The 20,604-nt window shown below is 67.2% G+C and carries 16 protein-coding genes, 1 tRNA gene and 1 pseudogene; 15 read left to right on the top strand and 3 right to left on the bottom strand.

Going from position 1 to position 20,604, the window contains the following annotated elements; genetic code table 11:
* Positions 1-6: 6 nt before the first annotated feature.
* The 15 genes and pseudogenes from pta (at position 7) to QFZ46_RS02985 (ending at position 18,799) form a co-directional block, all read left to right on the top strand.
* On the top strand, positions 7-2,127 hold the full coding sequence (gene pta / locus QFZ46_RS03055) for a phosphate acetyltransferase (protein ID WP_307358165.1): 2,121 nt from the start codon (positions 7-9) through the stop codon (positions 2,125-2,127).
* Entirely contained in the window at positions 2,124-3,347 is a 1,224-nt protein-coding gene (locus QFZ46_RS03050; protein WP_307358164.1) for an acetate/propionate family kinase, read from the top strand. The genes pta and QFZ46_RS03050 overlap by 4 nt, the downstream gene beginning before the upstream one ends.
* A gap of 106 nt (positions 3,348-3,453) precedes the next feature.
* A complete protein-coding gene (locus QFZ46_RS03045) occupies positions 3,454-4,215 on the top strand; it encodes an HAD family hydrolase (protein ID WP_307358162.1) in 762 nt (253 codons plus the stop codon).
* Positions 4,212-6,695, top strand: a complete 2,484-nt coding sequence (locus QFZ46_RS03040) for a glycoside hydrolase family 65 protein (RefSeq protein ID WP_307358158.1) — start codon at positions 4,212-4,214, stop codon at positions 6,693-6,695. The genes QFZ46_RS03045 and QFZ46_RS03040 overlap by 4 nt, the downstream gene beginning before the upstream one ends.
* A gap of 45 nt (positions 6,696-6,740) precedes the next feature.
* A complete protein-coding gene (locus QFZ46_RS03035; RefSeq protein ID WP_307358156.1) occupies positions 6,741-7,376 on the top strand; it encodes a DUF2207 domain-containing protein in 636 nt (211 codons plus the stop codon).
* Positions 7,377-7,438: 62 nt separating this feature from the next.
* Complete coding sequence (locus QFZ46_RS03030; protein WP_307358153.1) at positions 7,439-7,816, top strand: hypothetical protein; 378 nt, start codon at positions 7,439-7,441, stop codon at positions 7,814-7,816.
* A 62-nt stretch (positions 7,817-7,878) separates the two neighbouring features.
* Entirely contained in the window at positions 7,879-10,053 is a 2,175-nt protein-coding gene (locus tag QFZ46_RS03025; RefSeq protein ID WP_307358151.1) for a DNA polymerase III subunit gamma and tau, read from the top strand.
* On the top strand, positions 10,053-10,646 hold the full coding sequence (gene recR, locus QFZ46_RS03020; protein WP_307358149.1) for a recombination mediator RecR: 594 nt from the start codon (positions 10,053-10,055) through the stop codon (positions 10,644-10,646). Before QFZ46_RS03025 ends, recR begins: the two co-directional genes overlap by 1 nt.
* A gap of 40 nt (positions 10,647-10,686) precedes the next feature.
* Positions 10,687-11,724: a DMT family transporter gene (locus QFZ46_RS03015; RefSeq protein WP_307358147.1), complete on the top strand. Its 1,038-nt coding sequence runs from the start codon at positions 10,687-10,689 to the stop codon at positions 11,722-11,724.
* Between the two features lie 181 nt (positions 11,725-11,905).
* Positions 11,906-13,192, top strand: a complete 1,287-nt coding sequence (locus QFZ46_RS03010) for an aspartate kinase (protein WP_307358144.1) — start codon at positions 11,906-11,908, stop codon at positions 13,190-13,192.
* 108 nt (positions 13,193-13,300) lie between these two features.
* On the top strand, positions 13,301-14,371 hold the full coding sequence (locus tag QFZ46_RS03005) for an aspartate-semialdehyde dehydrogenase (RefSeq protein WP_307358142.1): 1,071 nt from the start codon (positions 13,301-13,303) through the stop codon (positions 14,369-14,371).
* Positions 14,372-14,553: 182 nt separating this feature from the next.
* Positions 14,554-16,026, top strand: coding sequence for a malate:quinone oxidoreductase (locus tag QFZ46_RS03000; RefSeq protein WP_307358140.1), 1,473 nt, complete (start codon positions 14,554-14,556; stop codon positions 16,024-16,026).
* A gap of 9 nt (positions 16,027-16,035) precedes the next feature.
* Positions 16,036-16,674, top strand: a pseudogene (locus QFZ46_RS02995) (thymidine kinase); the annotation flags it as partial.
* Between the two features lie 48 nt (positions 16,675-16,722).
* Complete coding sequence (locus QFZ46_RS02990; protein WP_307364488.1) at positions 16,723-17,523, top strand: FadR/GntR family transcriptional regulator; 801 nt, start codon at positions 16,723-16,725, stop codon at positions 17,521-17,523.
* Between the two features lie 10 nt (positions 17,524-17,533).
* Entirely contained in the window at positions 17,534-18,799 is a 1,266-nt protein-coding gene (locus QFZ46_RS02985) for an alpha-hydroxy acid oxidase (protein WP_307358137.1), read from the top strand.
* Here the strand turns inward: QFZ46_RS02985 and QFZ46_RS02980 are convergent.
* The 3 genes from QFZ46_RS02980 to QFZ46_RS02970 form a co-directional block, all read right to left on the bottom strand.
* Positions 18,788-19,630: a DUF1295 domain-containing protein gene (locus QFZ46_RS02980; RefSeq protein WP_307358134.1), complete on the bottom strand. Its 843-nt coding sequence runs from the start codon at positions 19,628-19,630 to the stop codon at positions 18,788-18,790. The two genes, QFZ46_RS02985 and QFZ46_RS02980, sit on opposite strands and share 12 nt — an antisense overlap.
* 34 nt (positions 19,631-19,664) lie before the next feature.
* Positions 19,665-20,420, bottom strand: a complete 756-nt coding sequence (locus QFZ46_RS02975; RefSeq protein WP_307358132.1) for an HAD-IIB family hydrolase — start codon at positions 20,418-20,420, stop codon at positions 19,665-19,667.
* Between the two features lie 96 nt (positions 20,421-20,516).
* Positions 20,517-20,593 (bottom strand) — tRNA-Pro (locus tag QFZ46_RS02970).
* Positions 20,594-20,604 lie beyond the last annotated feature (11 nt).

The following is a 20,604-nucleotide window of genomic DNA, read 5'->3' as shown; positions in this document are numbered from 1 at the left end:
GGCAGCGTGGCGCGGAGCATCTACATAACCTCGGCCGAGGGGCACACTGGCAAGTCGACCATCGCACTGGGCGTGCTCGACGCGCTCATGCGCGTGACGCCGAGGGTCGGTGTCTTCCGTCCCATCGCGCGATCCTCCGCCGAACCCGACTACGTGCTCGAACTTCTGCTCGCCCACGACGGCGTTCATCTGGACTACGACGCCAGCATCGGCGTCACCTACGACGACGTGCGCGAGGATCCCGACCGCGCGCTGGCGACGATCGTCTCGAAGTTCAAGGCCGTCGAGGCGCAGTGCGATGCGGTCGTGGTCATCGGCAGCGACTACACCGATGTCGCCAGTCCTGCCGAACTCGGCTTCAACGCCCGCATCGCCGCGAATCTGGGTGCCCCCGTTCTGCTCGTGCTCAGCGGTCGCGACCAGCAGGGAGGCGGCGAACAGCTCGGCACCTCGACCCCGCGCACCGCTGCCGCAGTGGGACAGATCGCGGCCCTCGCGCTCGCCGAGCTGAACGACGAGCGCGCAGAGCTCTTCGCCGTCATCGTGAATCGCGCCGACCCGGACGCGCTGCAGCAGAGCATCGACGCGGTACGCAACGCGCAGGCGGAGCACACACCGGTGTGGGCGATCCCGGAGGACCGCACGCTCGTGGCACCGTCCATCCGCGGCATCCTCGCCGCCGTCGACGGACGACTCATCAAGGGCGACCCCGACCTGCTCACCCGCGAGGCTCTGAGCGTCGTGGTCGCCGGCATGTCGATGGTGAACGTGCTGCCGCGTCTCACGCAGGACGCCGTCGTGGTCATTCCTGCGGATCGCACAGAGGTGCTGCTGGCGACGCTGATGGCAGATGCGGCAGGAACGTTCCCATCGATCGCGGGGATCATCCTGAACGGGCCGTTCCCGTTGCCGGAGTCGATCGAGCGGCTGCTCGACGGGCTGGCATCCACCGTTCCGATCATCGCGACCGATCACGGCACCTACGACACCGCCGTGCGGGTGATGGGTGCTCGCGGCAGATTGGCCGCCGATTCCCGTCACCGATACGACCGCGCGCTCGGGCTGTTCCAGACCCACGTGGACATCACCGAGCTCGCGACGCAGCTCGGGCTCGCCGAGGCGCACGTGGTGACACCACTGATGTTCGAGTACGGGCTCATCGAGCGGGCGAGCGCGGACCGCAAGCGGATCGTGCTGCCCGAGGGCGATGATGATCGCATCCTGCGTGCAGCGTCGAGCCTGATCGCGCGCGACGTCGCCGATCTGACGATTCTCGGAGATGAGAGCGAGATCCGTGCCCGCGCGACTGAGCTCGGCATCGACATCGGCGCCGCGCAGATCATCAGTCCGACCGACCCGTCCTACGTCGAGCGGTTCGCGCAGGAGTATGCGCGCCTGCGCGCCCACAAGGGAGTGACGCTGTCGCAGGCTGCGGACACCGTCACGGACGTGTCGTACTTCGGGACGCTCATGGTGCACCTCGGTCTTGCAGACGGCATGGTCTCCGGTGCGACTCACACCACGGCGCACACGATCCGGCCCTCGTTCGAGATCATCAAGACCCGTCCGGGCGTCGCAGTGGTCTCCAGCGTCTTCCTGATGGCGCTCGCCGACCGCGTGCTCGTCTACGGCGACTGCGCGGTGATCCCGGATCCGACCAGCATCCAGCTCGCCGACATCGCGATATCCTCGGCGGCGACGGCCCAGCAGTTCGGGATCGAGCCGCGCGTCGCCATGCTGTCGTATTCGACGGGGGAGTCGGGTTCGGGCGCCGACGTCGACAAGGTGCGCGAGGCCACAGCGCTCGTGCGCGAGCGTGCACCGGAGCTGCCCGTCGATGGGCCGATCCAGTACGACGCGGCGGCGGATGCCGCTGTCGCCAAGGCGAAGATGCCTGACTCAGCTGTCGCAGGGCGCGCGACGGTGTTCGTCTTCCCCGACCTGAACACCGGCAACAACACGTACAAGGCCGTGCAGCGCTCGGCCGGTGCGGTCGCGATCGGTCCTGTGCTGCAGGGCCTGAACAAGCCGATCAACGACCTCTCGCGCGGCGCACTGGTCGACGACATCGTCAACACGGTCGCCATCACGGCGATCCAGGCTCAAGGGAGCGAGGTGACGGTATGAGCGTCGTCCTCGTCATCAACAGCGGCTCATCGTCGCTGAAGTACAGCCTGATCGACATGGACCGCGAAGTGCCGCTCGGCGAGGGACTCATCGAGCGCATAGGTCAGGACGTCAGCGCGATCTCGCACACCGCCCGGCGTGTGAACGACGACGGCGCCGCCGCGCCCGCAGTGCTCGACGTCACCAAGAAGAGCGAGCGAACGATCGCCGATCATGATCAGGCATTCGCGGTCATGCTCGAGCAGTTCGAGACGCATGGCCCCGTGCTCTCCGAGCATCCGCCGGTGGCCGTCGGGCACCGAGTCGTGCACGGCGGAGCGCGGTTCTTCGCGCCGACACTGGTGACGGATGCCGTGGAGCAGTCGATCGGCGAACTCGAGGTGCTGGCGCCGCTGCACAATCCGGCGAATCTCGCGGGCATCCGTGCCGCGCGCGCCGCATTCCACGATGTGCCGCATGTCGCCGTGTTCGACACCGCGTTCCATCAGACGCTGAAGCCGGCGGCATACACGTACGCGATCGATGCGGCGTTCGCCGAGAAGCATCGCATCCGCCGCTACGGATTCCACGGCACCAGCCACAAGTACGTCAGCGAAGAGGCCGCGGGGTTCCTCGGCCGCGATCTCGCGTCGCTGCGCCAGCTCGTCTTCCACCTGGGCAACGGCGCCTCGGTCACGGCGATCGAGGGCGGCCGTTCGGTGGAGACCTCGATGGGGTTCACCCCACTCGAGGGCCTTGTGATGGGCACGCGCTCCGGCGACCTCGACCCGGCGGTGCTGGTGCACATCGCCCGCGTGGCCGGCTACTCGACCGACGAGATCGACACACTGCTGAACACGCGCAGCGGCCTGAAAGGCCTCGCAGGGCGTAGTGACATGCGAGACATCCTCGCCGGCGTCGAAGCGGATGACGAAGCCGCGACTCTCGCCTTCGATGTCTACATCCATCGCCTCCGCGCATATGCCGGTGCCTATATCGCACAGCTCGGCGGTGTCGATGTGATCTCGTTCACCGCCGGAGTCGGCGAGAACTCGGCCCGAGTGCGCGCAGAATCGCTCGCGACGTTCGGGTTCCTCGGGATCGAGATCGACCAGGCCCGCAACGAGGCGCGCAGTCATGGCATTCGCCGCATCTCCACCGACGCCTCGTCGGTAGCTGTGCTCGTCGTGCCCACGGATGAAGAGCTCGAGATCGCGCGGCAGACGCTGAGCCTGGTCTGAGTCAGGGCGTCTCCTCTGGGGTTATGCCGGTGAAGCCTGCGCCATTACGCTGGCAGGGTGGCACGGTGAGGTGCCGGTCCCTTCGCGCGAAACTCTGGAGGCCCGCATGCCCGAATCTCTGCCCGATCTCAGCCTCGCCGAAGGCGTACTGTTCGATCTGGACGGTGTTCTGACGCCGACTGCCGAGGTGCACATGCGCGCCTGGCAGGCGGTATTCGACGAGGTGTTCGCCAGTTGGGGGATCACCCCTGCATACAGCGACGCCGACTACTACGAGTACGTCGACGGCAAGAGGAGATACGACGGCGTCGCGAGCCTGCTGCACAGCCGCAACGTCGAGATCCCCTGGGGGACGCCGAATGATCCATCGGACGCGCAGACCGTCTGCGGCATCGGAAATCGCAAGAACGCAGCCTTCGCCGCCGCGCTCCGCAGCGGCGGAGTGGCGCCGTTCCCCGGCTCGCTCGCGCTCCTCAGGGCGCTGCGCGCTGCCGGTTCTCCCATGGGGGTCGTGTCGAGTTCTTCCAACGCGGAAGAGGTGCTCGCGACGGCCGGCATCAGCGAATTCTTCACCGTCATAGTGGACGGCAACGTCGCCGCACGGGAGAGCCTCACGTCCAAGCCCGCCGCCGACATGTTCCGTGCCGGTGCTGAGCGGCTCGGCGTCGACCCTGCGTCGAGCGTCGCCGTGGAGGATGCCGTGTCCGGCGTCGCCTCGGCGGTCGCCGCAGGCTTCGCCACCGTTGTCGGGGTCGATCGCGGGGCGGGCGCCGAGGCCCTGCGCGCGGCCGGCGCGACTTGTATCGTCGATGACCTTGCCCGTCTGCTCCCAGACCTGCCCGCAACCCACACTCCGGAGACCGCATGATCGATCGCGACCGCTTCCCCGTCGACCCGTGGCGTCTGACCGAGACGCGTTATGCAGAGGACGGCGTCTCTGAGACGCTCTTCGCCGTCGGAAACGGCTATCTCGGCCTGCGCGGGAATCACATCGAGGGCCGCGGCGCGCACGAGCACGGCACGTTCCTGAACGGGTTGCATGAGACCTGGCGCATCCGTCACGCCGAGCAGGCCTACGGCTTCGCAGAGGTCGGTCAGACCATCGTCAACGCACCGGATGCCAAGATCATGCGCGTGTACGTCGACGACGAGCCGATCTCGTTCGAGGAGTCGGAGGTCAGGGACTACACCCGTTCGCTCGACATGCGCACCGGAGTGCTGGAGCGGAGCTTCGTCTGGGAGACGCCGTCCGGAAAGCGCATCCGCATGCGTGACGAGCGCATGGTCAGCTTCGAGGAACGCCACCTCGCGATCCTTCGTCTCGAGATCACCGTCGAGAACTCGGATGCGCCCGTCACGATCAGCTGCCAGCTGCTGAACCGTCAAGACGGTGGAAGCGTCTACGGCGGCACTCCGCCGGCCGCGAAGAAGGCCGGTTTCGACCCGCGCAAGACCGAGAAGATCACCGAGCGCGTGCTGCAGCCGGTGGAGTACTGGCAGGACGGCCTCCGTTCCGCGCTGTCGTATCAGACCACCGAATCCGGGATGACGGTGGCCGTCGTCGCCGACCATGTCATCGAGACCGACAACGAGTACAGCGCGCGCATGCTCGTCGAGCAGGACGTCGCGAAGAACGTCTTCCGCGTGCAGGCGAAGGGCGGGGTGCCGATCCGCATCACCAAGCTGGTGAGTTACCACACGTCGCGCGGCGTACCGGCCCGCGAGCTCGTGGACCGCTGCCGGCGTTCGCTCGACAGGGCGGGCATCGAAGGCGTCGACGAGCAGTTCCGTCGTCAGAGGGAGTGGCTCGACGCGTTCTGGGAGCGCTCCGACGTCGTGATCGAAGGTCATGACGATCTGCAGCAGGCCAGCAGATGGTGCCTGTTCCAGCTCGCCCAGGCGTCGGCTCGCGCCGACGGCTCCGGCGTGCCGGCGAAGGGCCTCTCCGGGTCGGGCTACAGCGGTCACTATTTCTGGGACACCGAGATCTATGTACTCCCGTTCCTCACTTACACGACCCCGCAATGGGCGCGCAACGCCCTGCGCGCGCGTGCGCTCATGCTTCCGGCCGCGCGTCGCAGAGCAGCCCAGCTGAACGAGGCCGGCGCGCTCTTCCCCTGGCGCACCATCAACGGTGAAGAAGCCTCGGCCTATTACGCCGCGGGCACCGCCCAGTACCACATCAACGCCGACATCAGCTTCGCGCTGGGCAAATATGTGCGCGCGACCGGCGACGTGGACTTCCTCTGCCGCGAGGGCGTCGACATCGCGGTGGAGACGGCGCGGCTGTGGGCGACGCTCGGCTTCTGGCGAGGTGTGAACGGCGATGCGACCTTCCACATCCACGGCGTGACCGGACCGGACGAGTACACGACGGTCGTGAACGACAACCTCTTCACCAACGTCATGGCGCGGTACAACCTGCGCTACGCCGCACGGGTGGTGCGGGAGATCGCCGCCGGCGATCCGCGGGCGTACGACGCTCTCGTGGAGCGCACCGGACTGGATGCCGGCGAGCCGGACGCCTGGGATCACGCCGCCGAGGCGATGTTCATCCCCTTCAGCGACAGCCTCGGCATCCATCCGCAGGACGCGATGTTCCTGGAGCGCGAGGTGTGGGATCTCGATCACACCCCGGACGACCAGCGTCCGCTGCTGCTGCACTTCCATCCGCTCGTGATCTACCGGTTCCAGGTGCTCAAACAAGCCGACGTCGTGCTCGCGCTGTTCCTGCAGGGCAACCACTTCACACCGGAGGAGAAGCTCGCGGACTTCCAGTACTACGACCCGCTGACGACGGGCGATTCGACGCTGTCCGCTGTCGTCCAGTCGATCCTCGCGGCAGAAGTCGGATATCAGGACCTCGCACGGGAGTACTTCGAGCAGTCGCTGTTCGTCGACCTCGGTGATCTGCACCACAACGCATCCGACGGCGTGCACGTGGCATCGGCGGGCGGCGTGTGGACCGCGCTGGTGTGCGGTTTCGGCGGGATGCGAGATCATGCCGGAGAACTCAGCTTCGACCCTCGGCTGCCCGCCGACTGGCCGTCGCTGTCGTACTCGCTGCAGTGGCAGGGCACCGCATTGCAGGTGACGGTCGCTCGTGATCAGCTTCGCGTCGCCGCACGGACGGGTGAGCCTGTGACCTTCACGGTGCGCGGCGTCGAGTACACGGTGTCGGAGGAGGAAGATGTCGTCGCCCCGCTGGCCGATCAGGGACCGGTGCTGAAGGGACGCCCGACCCTCGGGCAGTTCGAGGACGCGCGCAGGGATGACGGAACCCGCATCTCCGCATCCGTACCGGTGGTGACCAGCGCGATCCCGGTGATCAGCGTGTTCGAGGACTGAGCAGCTCGGTCCTCTGACCTGACCGACCTGGGGCAGGATGGACGGATGTCGGCCCTGGCTCTGAGTGTGATCGTGATCGTGCTCGTTCCCGCGGCGATCCTGCTCACCCTCGCCATCGTGGCGCGTGTGCAATCGCACCGTTTCCCGAAGTCGCCGGGTCCCCGCTTCGCGCCGACTGAAGATGGCGTGGTGCTGCGCGACGCACTGCTGCTGAACCAGGACCGCAGAGCCGTCGCGGCGGGCCTCGTCGACCTCGCGGTGCGACGCAAGATCCGCCTGCTGCGTCCGAACGCCCCGGCCGGTGCACGGAAGCCGATCGCGGTGGAGACGGTCGAGGGGGCCTCGTTCCACGCTTCCGAGATCGCGATTCTCGAGGCACTGTTCGGACGCGAGAGCTCGTCCACTCGCGTACGACGGCTCAGCGCAGACTCCCGCAGTCTCGCGCGCCGCGTGCGCACCGTTCTGGATGCCGAGGAGCAGAAGGGCGTCGCGGCGCGGCTGTTCGGTGCGCGACGGTGCACATGGCCGGTCGTGCTGCTGCGGATCTTCGCCGTCGGCGGCGTCGCCTCATCCCTGTTCTTCATGCCCGCCGCGGGCGGTGCGGATCTCGGCGTGGACTGGGGCGCATTCGCCATGGCGGCTGCGGCGCTCGCGATGGTGATCGCGGTGTTCTTCTCGTGACCCCGGCTCCGTGGCGTCGATTCACCGAAGCTTCCGAACCGTGGCGTGCTCATCTTTCGGGTATGCGCGAGTACATCGACCTCGCCGAGAAGGAGCCGTTGCGGTTCCTCCAGTCAGTAGAGGGCGCGCAGCCGAGCGCCGATGTCTCCGCACATGCGCGGCAGGAAGGGCTCGAGCGCTTCCTGCTGAACGAACGGCTGCTGCCGTACGCGGTGCTGTTCGGAATGGAGAAGTCATGGTTGAAGGCGCTGGGCGAACATGCCGGAGAACTGCGTTCAGTCGATGGTGTCGGCGAGGTGATCGAGGCGGCATTCGAGGTGCTGACCGTGATCGAGCTGGTCGGCGGCACGCTCGAGCTGGTGCGCGCAGTGGGCGATCTGGCGGATGCGACCGGCGCGGCGGCGGAGTTCGTCGGCGGCGTGTTCGACGCGCTGTCGTGAGTCGGGTCGTCTTCCACGCGACTGAGGAGCACAGTGTCGGCAGCACGCCGTAGGCTGGACGAGTGACCACAGCCCTGTACCGCCGTTACCGGCCCGAGAACTTCGGCGAGATGATAGGGCAGTCGCAGGTGACCGAGCCGCTGATGACGGCACTGCGCAGCGACCGCGTCGGACACGCGTATCTCTTCTCCGGTCCACGAGGCTGCGGAAAGACGACCTCGGCACGCATCCTCGCGCGCTGCCTGAACTGCGCTGAGGGTCCGACAGACACCCCGTGCGGCACCTGCCCCAGTTGTGTGGAGCTGTCGCGCGCCGGCGGCGGGTCACTCGATGTCGTCGAGATCGATGCGGCCAGCCACAATGGCGTCGACGACGCGCGTGATCTGCGCGAGCGGGCGACGTTCGCGCCCAGCCGCGATCGATTCAAGATCTTCATCCTCGACGAGGCGCACATGGTCACGCCGCAGGGCTTCAACGCGCTGCTGAAGCTCGTCGAAGAGCCTCCGGCGCACGTCAAATTCATCTTCGCGACCACCGAGCCCGACAAGGTTCTCGGCACCATCCGCTCGCGCACGCACCACTATCCGTTCCGGCTCGTGCCGCCGGCGGCGATGCTCGAGTACGTCGAGAAGCTCTGCACGGAAGAGGGCGTCAAGGTCGAGCAGGGCGTGCTGCCGCTGGTCGTGCGCGCAGGTGGTGGGTCTCCTCGTGACACGCTGTCGCTGCTCGACCAGCTCATCGCCGGCTCCGACGGCGACTCGGTCGCATACGAACGGGCGGTGTCGCTGCTCGGCTACACCCACGGTGCTCTGCTGGACGAGATCGTCGACGCGCTCTCCGCGGGAGACGCCGCGGCTGCATTCCCCGCGATCGATCGCGTCGTCCAGACGGGACAGGACCCGCGGCGATTCGTCGACGATCTGCTCGAGCGTCTGCGCGATCTCATCGTGATCGCCGCAGTGGGCGCCGGTGCAGGAGCGGTGCTGCGCGGTCTCGCCGAAGACGAGCTCACGCGCATGCGCGCTCAGGCCACTGCATTCGGTGCCGCGCGGCTCTCTCGCACGGCCGATGTCGTCAGCGCCGCTCTTGACGACATGACGGGGGCCACGTCGCCGCGTCTGCACCTTGAGCTCATGATCGCGCGAGTGCTGAGCGCCGCGGGAGAAAGCGCTTCAGTGCTCGCCCCTGCCCCCGCTGGTGCTCCTGCCGCGGTCGCGCCCACACCAGCGGCTGCTCCCGCTCATGCGCCTGCTCCCGCTCAGCCGGTCGTGTCCGCCCGCCCGGACGAGGAGCCTGTCGAAGCGCCCACCTCCGCTCAGCCGGTGGCATCGGCTCCGCCGGTCGACTCCGCTGCGCCGGTCGTTGAGGTTGTAGACGCGCCCGTAACCGCCGAGCCAGTGGCATCCGCTCCGCCGATCGAGGAGCCTGTGGAGGCGTCCGCACCCGGCCCATCCGGTCCGGTCGACTTCGCTCGTATCCGCTCGTCGTGGCCGACCATACTCAAGCGACTCGAAGACGTCAGCCGCGCAGCATGGCTCACGGTCACGACCGTGCAGCCGCTCGATTACGTCACCGAATCCGAGGTGCTGACGCTCGGATTCGCGAGTCCGCAGGATGTCAAGTCGTTCAAGGGCTCCACGCCGGGCCCCGGCCCGTCCGACCACCTGCGCGCTGTGATCGAGCAGGAGCTCGGCGTCCGCGTGAAGTACCTTCCGAAGCCGCTGCCGCCGGTGTCGCTCGCTGAGTCGCCCCCTGCCGACCGCGGGCGCACGGCATCCAGCGCATCGCAGAATTCCGAACCCGCAGCGAAGAGCGGGCCCGTCGCATCCGACGCTTCGACTCCGGTGACCGAATGGGCGGTCGCGTCGATCCCCAGCGCAGAGCCGCAGTCGATCGCACGTCCGCTTCCGGTCGACGAGGAGCCCGCAGAGGTCGAGTCCGCGGCATCCGCGCCGCTGCCGCCGCAGGACGGCGCGGTCGACCAGGACATGCCGCCACTGCCCGACGATGCCGATGCGCCTGATGACGCAGACGCTCCGGACGAGGAACCGCCTTACGAACCGCCCACGCGGCCGGGCCCACCCGCTGCCGCTGTACCGCAGCGCTCCGCGCCCGTCACCACGGAGCGCGCCGCCGGCGGCGGCGTGCAGCGCTACGGTGAGGCGGTCATCCGCCAGGTGCTCGGAGCGACGTTCGTGCGCGAAGAGCCTTATGAACCGCCGACGAGGTTCGCCTGATGTACGACGGCATCGTTCAAGAGCTCATCGATGAATTCGGCCGACTGCCCGGCATCGGTCCGAAGTCAGCGCAGCGCATCACTTTCCATATCCTTCAGACGCCGACGTTCGACGTCGCCCGTCTCGCCGAGCTCCTCACCGACGTGCGCGAACGCGTGCGGTTCTGCGAGATCTGCGGCAACGTCTCAGAACAGGACCGCTGTGCGATCTGCCGCGACCCGCGGCGCAATCCTGCACTGATCTGCGTCGTCGAGGATGCGAAGGACGTCTCCGCCATCGAACGCACCCGTGAGTTCCGCGGCCTGTACCACGTGCTGGGCGGGGCGATCAGTCCGATCGCGGGCGTCGGGCCGGACGACTTGCGGATCACCCAGCTGATGTCGCGTCTCGCCGACGGGACCGTGCAGGAGGTCATCCTCGCAACGAACCCGAACCTCGAGGGCGAGGCGACGGCGAGCTACCTCAGCAGGCTGCTGACCACGATGCAGATCACGGTGTCACGCCTCGCATCCGGTCTCCCGGTGGGCGGCGATCTGGAGTACGCCGACGAGGTCACGCTCGGTCGTGCCTTCGAAGGACGACGGACGCTGTGAGAACCCTCGCGGTCTTCGTGATCGCCGCGGCAGTGGCCGGATGAACGCCAACGGGGGCTTCACCCGCAGAGGGTGGATCCTCTTCGCGGTCATGGCCTTCGTATGGGGCATCACCTACCTGTTCATCAAAGAGGCGGTGCACTCGTTCACCCCGCCGGCCGTCGTCGCCGGGCGCACGTTGCTGGGCGGACTCCTGCTGCTTCCCTTCGCGATCCGCAGCGGTGCCCTGAAGGCTGCGTGGCGGCACTGGCCATGGGTGCTCGCGTTCGGTCTGGTCGAGATGGCCGGGCCGTTCCTGTTGCTCAGCCACGCCGAGACGCAATTGCCCTCCGGGCTCACGGGGCTGCTCGTCGCGACGGTGCCGCTGTTCGCGGTCATGATCGCCCTGTTGCGCGGCGACCGCACGGTCCTCGCCCCGGTGCGCCTCGGCGGTCTTCTGCTCGGTTTCGTCGGCGTCGGGATCGTGGTCGCAGGTCCGGGGCTCTTCCCCCACAGCGAGGCGAGTGTCTTCGCGATCGGCGAGATCCTGCTGACGGCGCTCCTGTACGCCATCGCTCCGTTCATCATCGCTCACAAACTGGTGGACGTCCCTTCGATCGGCACCATCACGCTCGCGCTGTTCGCGATCGGCCTCGGATACCTGCCGGCCGCACTGCTCACGCAGCATGAGGTTCCGACGATCCGTTCGACGGTGTCGCTGGTGCTGCTCGGCGTCATCTGCACCGCGGTCGCATTCATCGCCTTCTTCGCGCTCATCCGAGAAGTCGGACCGGTACGTGCGCCCCTGTTCACCTACATCAACCCTGTCGTCGCGATCGTGCTCGGGGCGATCGTCCTCGCCGAGCCGGTCACACCGGGGCTGCTGATCGGTTTCCCGGTGATCCTCGCCGGATGCTGGTTCGCCGCGACGGGCGGGCGCCTGCGCACCCGCCCCACCATTGCGGCCGCGGTGTCCGCTGCGTCCGCTACCGGCCTCTCGGCCGTCACGGATCCGCCCGTCACGAGTCCGCCCGTCACTGATCCTGACCGACAGGCTCCGAAGAGATCGGCTCCCGACGGACCGCCGTCCGCAGGCTGAGCAGCAGAGCCTGATCGCCGCTTCCGTGCACGGGAACCATCGAATGATCGATCTTGCCGTCCGGCACCGCGCCACCGTCGCCTGCTCGGAACCCGCGGGGCGTCACATGCGCGGAAGGGAATACGCGTCGAAAGTACAATGGCCGGTGGGCGGATCTGCCCGACATCTCAGGGAGTGACTGTTGGCCCTCATTGTGCAGAAGTACGGCGGCTCGTCCGTGGCAGATGCCGAGAGCATCAAGCGCGTCGCCAAACGCATCGTCGACACGCGACGCGCGGGACACGACGTCGTCGTCGCTGTGAGCGCGATGGGCGACACGACTGACGAGCTGCTCGATCTCGCCAACGAGGTCGCACCGATTCCCGCACCGCGAGAGCTCGACATGCTGCTCTCCAGCGGGGAGCGCATCTCGATGGCGCTGCTCGCGATGGCGATCCACTCGATGGGCTTCGAAGCGCGCTCCTTCACCGGGAGCCAGGCCGGCATGATCACGGACGACCACCACGGGTCCGCGCGCATCGTCGACGTCACCCCCGTGCGGCTGCGCGAAGCGCTCGACGAGGGGGCGATCGTGATCGTCGCCGGGTTCCAGGGATTCAACCGCGACACTCGCGACATCACCACACTGGGACGTGGCGGCTCAGACACCACCGCCGTCGCGCTCGCGTCAGCGCTGAACGCCGACGTGTGCGAGATCTACAGCGACGTCGACGGCATCTACACGGCAGATCCGCGAGTCATCCCGCGTGCACAGAAGCTCGATCACGTCTCCAGCGAGGAGATGCTCGAGCTCGCAGCCAACGGCGCGAAGGTGCTCTACATCCGCGCCGTCGAATTCGCACGCCGCCACGGCGTGCTCATCCACGCACGCTCGACTTTCTCGTCGAGCGAAGGCACATACGTTCTGGGCGAGGGCATGAAGAACCCTCGCGAAGCCGAGGGAGCAGCCATGGAAGAACCGATCGTCGCAGGTGTCGCCACCGAGATGGGACAGGCGAAGATCACCGTCGTCGGCGTGCCGGACGTTCCAGGCAAGGCGGCAGAGATCTTCAAGATCGTCGCGAAGTCCGGTGCGAACGTCGACATGATCGTGCAGAACGTGTCGGTGGCTGCCACAGGTCGTGCCGACATCTCGTTCACGCTCCCGAAGGGCGATGCCTCGAGCGCTCTGAAGGCACTCGCCGCCGAGCAGTCGGACGTGGGCTTCGACAGCCTGATCCATGACGACCAGATCGGCAAGCTCTCCGTCGTCGGTGCCGGCATGCGCGTGCACTCCGGGGTCTCGGCGACGCTGTTCGAAGCGCTGTCGACCGCCGGCATCAACATCGAGATGATCTCGACCTCCGAGATCCGCATCTCGGTTGTGCTGCGCGGCTCCGACCTCGCTGACGCCGCCCGCATCGTGCACACCGCTTACGGCCTCGACGGTGAAGACGACGCCGTCGTGCACGCCGGCACCGGTCGCTGACCGGGTAGACTCGCGAGAACCCTGACATCGGCGCCAGGCGCGGCATCCGCACCCAGACGCCGTGCCTCACGCCTTGCTCGCAGAACTGCACGACGCCAAGGACTCTTCATGACCCGCATCTCCGACTCAGGACACTCCGTCGCCATCGTCGGCGCCACCGGCCAGGTGGGCACCGTGATGCGCGACATTCTCGCGGAGCGGTCGTTCCCGATCCGTGAGCTGCGTCTGTTCTCTTCGGCGCGTTCAGCCGGCACGTCTATCGAGTTCGCCGGTGTGGACGTGGTCGTGGAGGATGTCGAGACCGCTGACCCCGCCGGCATCGAGATCGCACTGTTCTCCGCCGGTGCAACGGCCAGCCGTGCGTACGCCGAACGCTTCGCTGCCGCCGGTGCCGTCGTGATCGACAACTCGAGCGCCTGGCGCAACGACCCCGACGTACCGCTCGTGGTCAGCGAAGTCAACCCGCACGCGATCGATGAGCGCCCGCGGGGCATCATCGCCAACCCGAACTGCACCACCATGGCCGTGATGCCCGTGCTCAAGCCGCTGGCCACCGAGGCCGGGCTCGAGCGGCTCATCGTCAGCACGTACCAGGCGGTCTCCGGTTCCGGTCTCGCCGGTGCGCAGGAGCTGCTCGGACAGGTCGAGGCCGCAGTCGAGCAGGGCGACGTGCTGCGACTCGTGCACGACGGATCGGCCATCGACTTCCCGGCGCCGGAGAAGTACGTCGCGCCCATCGCGTTCGACGTCATCCCGCTGGCCGGATCCATCGTCGACGACGGATTCAACGAGACCGATGAAGAGAAGAAGCTCCGCAACGAGAGCCGCAAGATCCTCGAGCTTCCCGACCTTCGTGTCGCGGGAACCTGCGTGCGCGTTCCGGTGTTCACCGGACACTCCCTCTCGATCCACGCGGAGTTCACGCGCGACATCACACCGGAGCGCGCGGCCGAGGTGCTCGCCGCAGCACCTGGCGTCGTGCTCGAGGAGGTTCCTACGCCGCTGAAGGCCGCCGGCAACGACCCGAGCTACGTCGGTCGCATCCGCGCCGACCAGTCCGCGCCGGAGAACAAGGGGCTCGTGCTCTTCGTCAGCAACGACAATCTCCGGAAGGGTGCGGCACTGAACGCCGTGCAGATCGCCGAACTGGTCGCGGCGCGACTGGCCGTCGCCGCCTGACACCGACCGGCCAGGCTCGCCGGCGACCGAGTCGCGTGGTACACATGCAGGGCGCATGCACGGACGCAGGGGCATCCGTCGGTGTTTCGCCCTGCATCCGTACGATCTCCCTGCATCTGTGCCGACGAGTGGTGCCGCCGACCGTGGTTCGCGTCATCCGGCGCGCGAACTAGACTGGTTCGGTGACTGAATCCGTCGACGTCGTCCTCATCGGTGGTGGCATCATGAGCGCCACACTGGGCACCCTTCTGCACGAACTGCAGCCTGATTGGAAGATCGTCGCGTTCGAGCGACTCTCCGATGTGGCACAGGAGAGCTCCAACCCGTGGAACAACGCGGGCACCGGCCATGCCGCGCTCTGCGAGCTGAACTACATGCCGAAGAACGACGGCGGACCGCTGGACCCCGCCAAGGCGGTCTCCATCAACGAGCAGTTCCAGCAGAGCCGTCAGTTCTGGTCGTCGCTGGTCGCCAAGGGCGTGCTCGACGAGCCCTCGACGTTCATCAACGCCACCCCGCACATGACGTTCGTACGCGGCGAGAAGGATGTCGCGTACCTCAAGGCGCGCTACGAGGTGCTCAAGAAGCAGCCGCTGTTCGAGGGCATCGAGTACAGCGAAGACTCCCGCGTCATCAACCAGTGGGCGCCGTTGCTCATGCAGAAGCGCCGCAAGGGCGAGCCGTTCGCCGCGACCAGGGTTCCGGCCGGCACCGACGTCGACTTCGGCGCGCTGACGCACCAGCTCTTCGACCACCTCGCAGGCAGCGGGGTCGAACTGCGCACGAACCACGAGGTGCGAAAGCTCAAGAAGCAGAAGGACGGCAGCTGGCAGGTCTCGTACCGCAATGCTCTGGGGCACACGCCCGGCGAGCTCAACGCGAAGTTCGTCTTCGTCGGTGCCGGCGGCTGGGCTTTGAAGCTGCTGCAGCGATCCGGCATCCCCGAGATCAAGGGCTACGGCGTCTTCCCGATCGGCGGGCAGTTTCTCAAGACCACGAACCCCGCCATCGTCTCCCAGCACAAGGCCAAGGTCTACTCGCAGGCATCCGTCGGCGCACCGCCGATGTCGGTGCCGCACCTGGACACCCGCGTCGTCGACGGCGAGGCGTCGCTGCTGTTCGGCCCGTTCGCGACGTTCAGCCCCAAGTTCCTCAAGAACGGCTCGATGCTCGACATCGTCAGCCAGGTGCGCACGCACAATCTGTGGCCGATGCTGCGCGTGGCGTTCGCGAACCCCGACCTGATCACGTACCTGGTCGGTGAGCTGCTCAAGAACCATCGCAAGAAGGTCGACGGCCTTCGTGTCTTCATGCCGACGGCGAAGGACGAGGACTGGTCGCTCATCGACGCCGGTCAGCGCGCTCAGGTCATGAAGAAGGACGCGGAGAAGGGCGGCGTGCTGCAGTTCGGCACCGAGGTCGTCTCGGCCGCTGACGGTTCGATCGCCGGGCTCCTCGGTGCATCGCCTGGCGCCTCGACTGCCGTGCCGATCATGCTCAGCCTGCTGCAGAAGTGCTTCCCCGGCCAGTACGCCGGCTGGGAGCCCGCGTTGCGCGAGCTGATCCCGACGTACGGCGAGAAGCTGAACGAGAACGAAGCGGCAGCAGACGCGTCCATGACGGCGACGGCGGCCGCGCTCGGCATCTCGAGGTAGCAGCGCACCGTGGCGAAGCTGTACTTCCGCTACGGGGCGATGAACTCCGGCAAGTCGACGGCCCTGCTGCAGGCGGCTTACAACTACGAAGAGCGCGGCCAGCACGTGCTGCTCGCGAAGCCGGCGATAGACACCAAGGGCGCGAGCCAGGTGGAGAGCCGTCTCGGTATGACCCGCGAGGTCGACTTCCTGATCCCGCCGGATGGTGACGCACGTGCGTTGTTCCAGCGCGAGCGCGGGCGGATGCAGAAGCACAACGATGAGAGCCTGCTCCCCGGCGAACCGGTCGACGTCGCCTGTCTGCTCGTCGACGAGGCGCAGTTCCTCACTGCGGAGCAGATCGATGATCTGTTCCGGATCGCGGTGGTGGACGGCATCCCTGTGATGGCCTACGGCATCCGCAATGACTTCCTGACCCACGCCTTTCCCGGCTCCGCCAGGCTGCTCGCGATCGCTCATTCGCTGGAGGAGCTCAAGACGATCTGCCGTTGCGGTCGCAAAGCGGTCTTCAACGGCCGCATCATCAACGGTCGCTTCGTGTTCGACGGCGACCAGGTCGCGATCGACGAGGGCGCCGCGAGTGGGGCGCCGGCCGACGTGGTCACCTATGAGTCGCTCTGCGGCAACTGCTACCTCGAGGAGTCCGGCGCGGGCGTCTGGGCTGAGTCTGCCCGGGGGCAGCGCGATCTCTCCCGCATGACCCCGGCGGATTCCGTGCGCGGCGTCGCGCATGTTTGTGTGGTCCGACCACACGAGGTACGCTGTGGTCAGACCACAGGAGGTGCAATGACGGAGCGAGCATGGAAGGTCGTGCTCGAGCGGATCGAACGCGATCTGCTCGACGGGCGCCTCGGCCCCGGCGACCGGCTTCCTTCGGAACGAGACCTGGCGTCCGACCTCGGCGTCGGCCGCTCCAGCGTCCGCGAGGCCTTGCGTGTTCTCGAGGTCATGGGGCTGATCCGCACGGCGACCGGCTCAGGGCCTCAGTCCGGTGCGATCGTCATCGCCACGCCCTCTGGGGGCCTCTCGGCACTGCTGCGCCTTCAGGTGGCCGCACAGGGCTTCGCGCTGCGTGATGTCGTGCGCACTCGCCTCGTCCTCGAGGACGCCGTCGTGACCGCCCTCGCATCGGACGAAATGCGCGACACGAGCGCGGCGCACAGAATGCTCGATGCGATGGATGCCGACGGACTCGCCACCAGCGAGTTCCTCGCGCTGGACGCGCAGCTGCACCTGGCGCTCGCCGAATCCAGCGGCAACACCGTGATCGCCGCGATGATGGCGGGCCTGCGAACCTCCATCGAATCGTACGTGCTCGCCGGATCGGCGGCGATCGATGACTGGGATGCCATGGCGTCCCGGTTGCGGCACGAGCATCGCGCGCTGATCGCCGCGATCGATTCGGGAGATGCGGATGCCGCGCGCACCCTCGTCCACGACCACATCACCGGCTACTACACCGCGGCCGGTCTGACTCCCACTCATCCGACACACTGAAAGGAACGCCATGGTCACCCGCCAGGTTCCCAAGCCTTCAGAGCTGCTCGAGCTCATGAAGTTCAAGAAGCCCGAGCTCGACGGACGCAAGCGCCGCCTCGACGCGGCCCTCACGATCGACGATCTGCGCACGATCGCGAAGCGTCGCACGCCCAAGGCCGCGTTCGACTACACCGACGGCGCCGCCGAAGGAGAGCTGTCGCTGACGCGCGCCCGTCAGGCGTTCCGGGATGTGGAGTTCCACCCCGGCATCCTGAAGCCCGCTCCCGACGTCGACACGTCGGTCGACATCCTCGGCGGACCCAGCGCGCTGCCATTCGGCATCGCACCGACCGGCTTCACCCGCCTGATGCAGACCGAAGGCGAGGAGGCAGGTGCCGGTGCGGCAGCAGCCGCCGGCATCCCGTTCACGCTCTCCACCCTGGGCACCACTTCGATCGAGGGAGTGAAGGCTGCGAACCCGGACGGACGCAATTGGTTCCAGCTGTACGTCATGCGCGACAGGGAGATCTCCTACGAACTCACCCGCCGTGCGGCCGCCGCTGGCTTCGACACGTTGCAGTTCACCGTCGACACCCCGGTCGCCGGCGCCCGCCTGCGCGACAAGCGCAACGGGTTCTCTATCCCGCCGCAGCTGACACTCGGAACGATCATCAACGCGATCCCCCGCCCGTGGTGGTGGTGGGACTTCCTGACCACGCCGAAGCTCGAGTTCGCATCGCTCAGCACGACCGGCGGCACCGTCGGCGAACTGCTGGACGCCGCGATGGACCCGACGATCAGCTACGACGATCTCGCGGTCATCAGAGACCTCTGGCCGGGCAAGCTCGTCATCAAGGGCGTGCAGAACGTCGAGGACTCTGTGAAGCTGCGTGACGCCGGCGTCGACGGCATCGTGCTGTCGAACCACGGCGGGCGTCAGCTCGACAGGGCACCGATCCCGTTCCATCTGCTGCCGAAGGTGCGCAAGGAGGTCGGCGACGATTTCACCGTCATGGTCGACACCGGCATCATGAACGGCGCTGACATCGTCGCGGCCGTCGCCCTCGGCGCGGACTTCACACTCATCGGGCGCGCCTATCTGTACGGGCTGATGGCCGGCGGGAGGCAAGGCGTCGACCGCACGATAGCGATCCTGCGCACCGAGATCGAGCGCACCATGCGTCTGCTCGGCGTCGCATCACTCGCCGAGCTCGAGCCCGGTCATGTGACCCAGCTCACCCGTCTCGTGCCAGTGGGCGGCGCGGCGACGCAGGCGGCGGTCTCAGCCCGCTGAGCGCCGTTCGCGTTGCCGTGCGGCACGGGGTGGAAGGGGCACGAGCATCGATGTCGTGCGCCGGTACTCGGTGTATTCGGGGTATCTGGATGCCGAGATCGACTCGGTGAAGATCGTGGAGCCGATGAAGAGCGCGGTCAGAAGCAGCGGGCCGATGATCGTCCAGTTCAGCGCTCCTCCGAGGATGCCGATACCGGATGCGACCGCCGCTGTCGCTCCGATCGCATAGAACACCCACCACTGGGCCTGTTCGAAGAAGAAGTTCGGATGACGGCTGTAGCGGAACAGGCCGGCGGTGAGGAATCCGGATGCCTCGCCGGCCGCCTTCCGACGATGGAAGTTCCACTGCTGCTGATCAGCGATCGTCTCGCCGATCAGCAGCGCGAGGAAGAGCACGGTGAACACGGCATCCCATGCGGTGAACGGGGCCGGGTGCTGCAGCGCGACATGCGCCGGCAGCGTGATGAGCACGAGCAGCGTCATCTGGAACCCGATGATGAACAGCAGGTTGAAGACCTGGAACTGCCACGGCCGCATCCGCCCGCGGAGGATCGCCCACCGGTAGTCCTCGGTGCCGGTGTAGCCGCCCTTGCGTGCGAAATTGAACGTGAGCCTGGCTCCCCAGGCGGTGGCGAGGAGCGCCATGATCACGAGGCGCGTCGCGTCGATGCCCGAGGCGAGCGCCTCCACGGCGAAGATCCACACGTAGACGACAGGCACGATCGACCAGGCGCGGTCCACCCACGAGGTGTCACGGGTGAACAGCGACAGCAGCCAACAGGCCGCACTGGCGCAAGCGGCGACGAGGATGGTGAGCGTCAGCGGATCCATGCCGCCATGCTACGACCAGGCTGGCTGCCCGCGGCTAAAGCGTCGGAATCAGTTCTTCCAGTTCGGATGCGGTGTCTTCCCATCCGGACACGGCGATCGAGTGGACGCCGAGCGCCTTGACGGGGTAGTCGTTGCCGCCTTCGTCGAGCCGGTCACCGTAGAAGAGCATGTCGCTGAGGGGGATGCCGGTGTGCTCGGCGAGCGCCTTCATGCCGTGGGCCTTGTCGATACCCGCGAGGGTGATGTCGATCGACGTGGATCCGCCGGAACGCACCTCGAGTTCAGGAAGGCGGGCGGCGACGGCATCGCGGAGCCGGCTGCGCTTGGCACCGGAAGGATCCCAGGCCTGTTTCGCGTCGTGCGGAGCCTTCTGCCCGAGCGCCGAGAAGGTGATCTGCGAGCCTCGGTCCTCCAGGATCTCGCCCCAGGGGTTCTGCTCCCACAGACCGAGCCGTTCCGCCTCTTCGCGAAGCGCCTGCAGAGCGGCGGACTTCTCCTCGTCGGACAGGTCGTGCGCGTAGACGGTGTCGAAGCCCTCGCCGTCGTGACGCAGGTAACGAGTGCCGCAGGTCGGCAGCAGATGCAGGCGGCCGAGATCGGTGGCATCCGCGTCGCCGAGCTGAGCGATCACCTGCGTGCGGAACTGCTGCTCGTTGCCGCCGGAGATGATCGCCACGTCGACGTGCTGCAGCAGGGTGAGCAGCTGGGCGGCGATTCGCGGATCGATCGGGCTCTTCGATGGGGCGAGAGTGTCGTCGAGGTCGAAGGCGACGAGGCGGGGCGTGGTCATGGTGTCTCCAGCCTAAGTGAGCGGAGCTGAGCGGTCCGTCCCGCCGGTTCTCGGATGTGAAGAAGGCCGCCCCGGAGGGCGGCCTTCTTGCAACAGTGGTCGGGGTGACAGGATTTGAACCTGCGGCCTCTTCGTCCCGAACGAAGCGCGCTACCAAGCTGCGCCACACCCCGTTGCAACCGTT

The sequence above is a fragment of the Microbacterium murale genome (assembly GCF_030815955.1).
GTDB classification, from domain to species: Bacteria; Actinomycetota; Actinomycetes; order Actinomycetales; family Microbacteriaceae; genus Microbacterium; species Microbacterium murale_A.
Note: the sequence above shows the minus strand (reverse complement) of the source record. Positions and strands in the feature narration are given on the sequence as shown.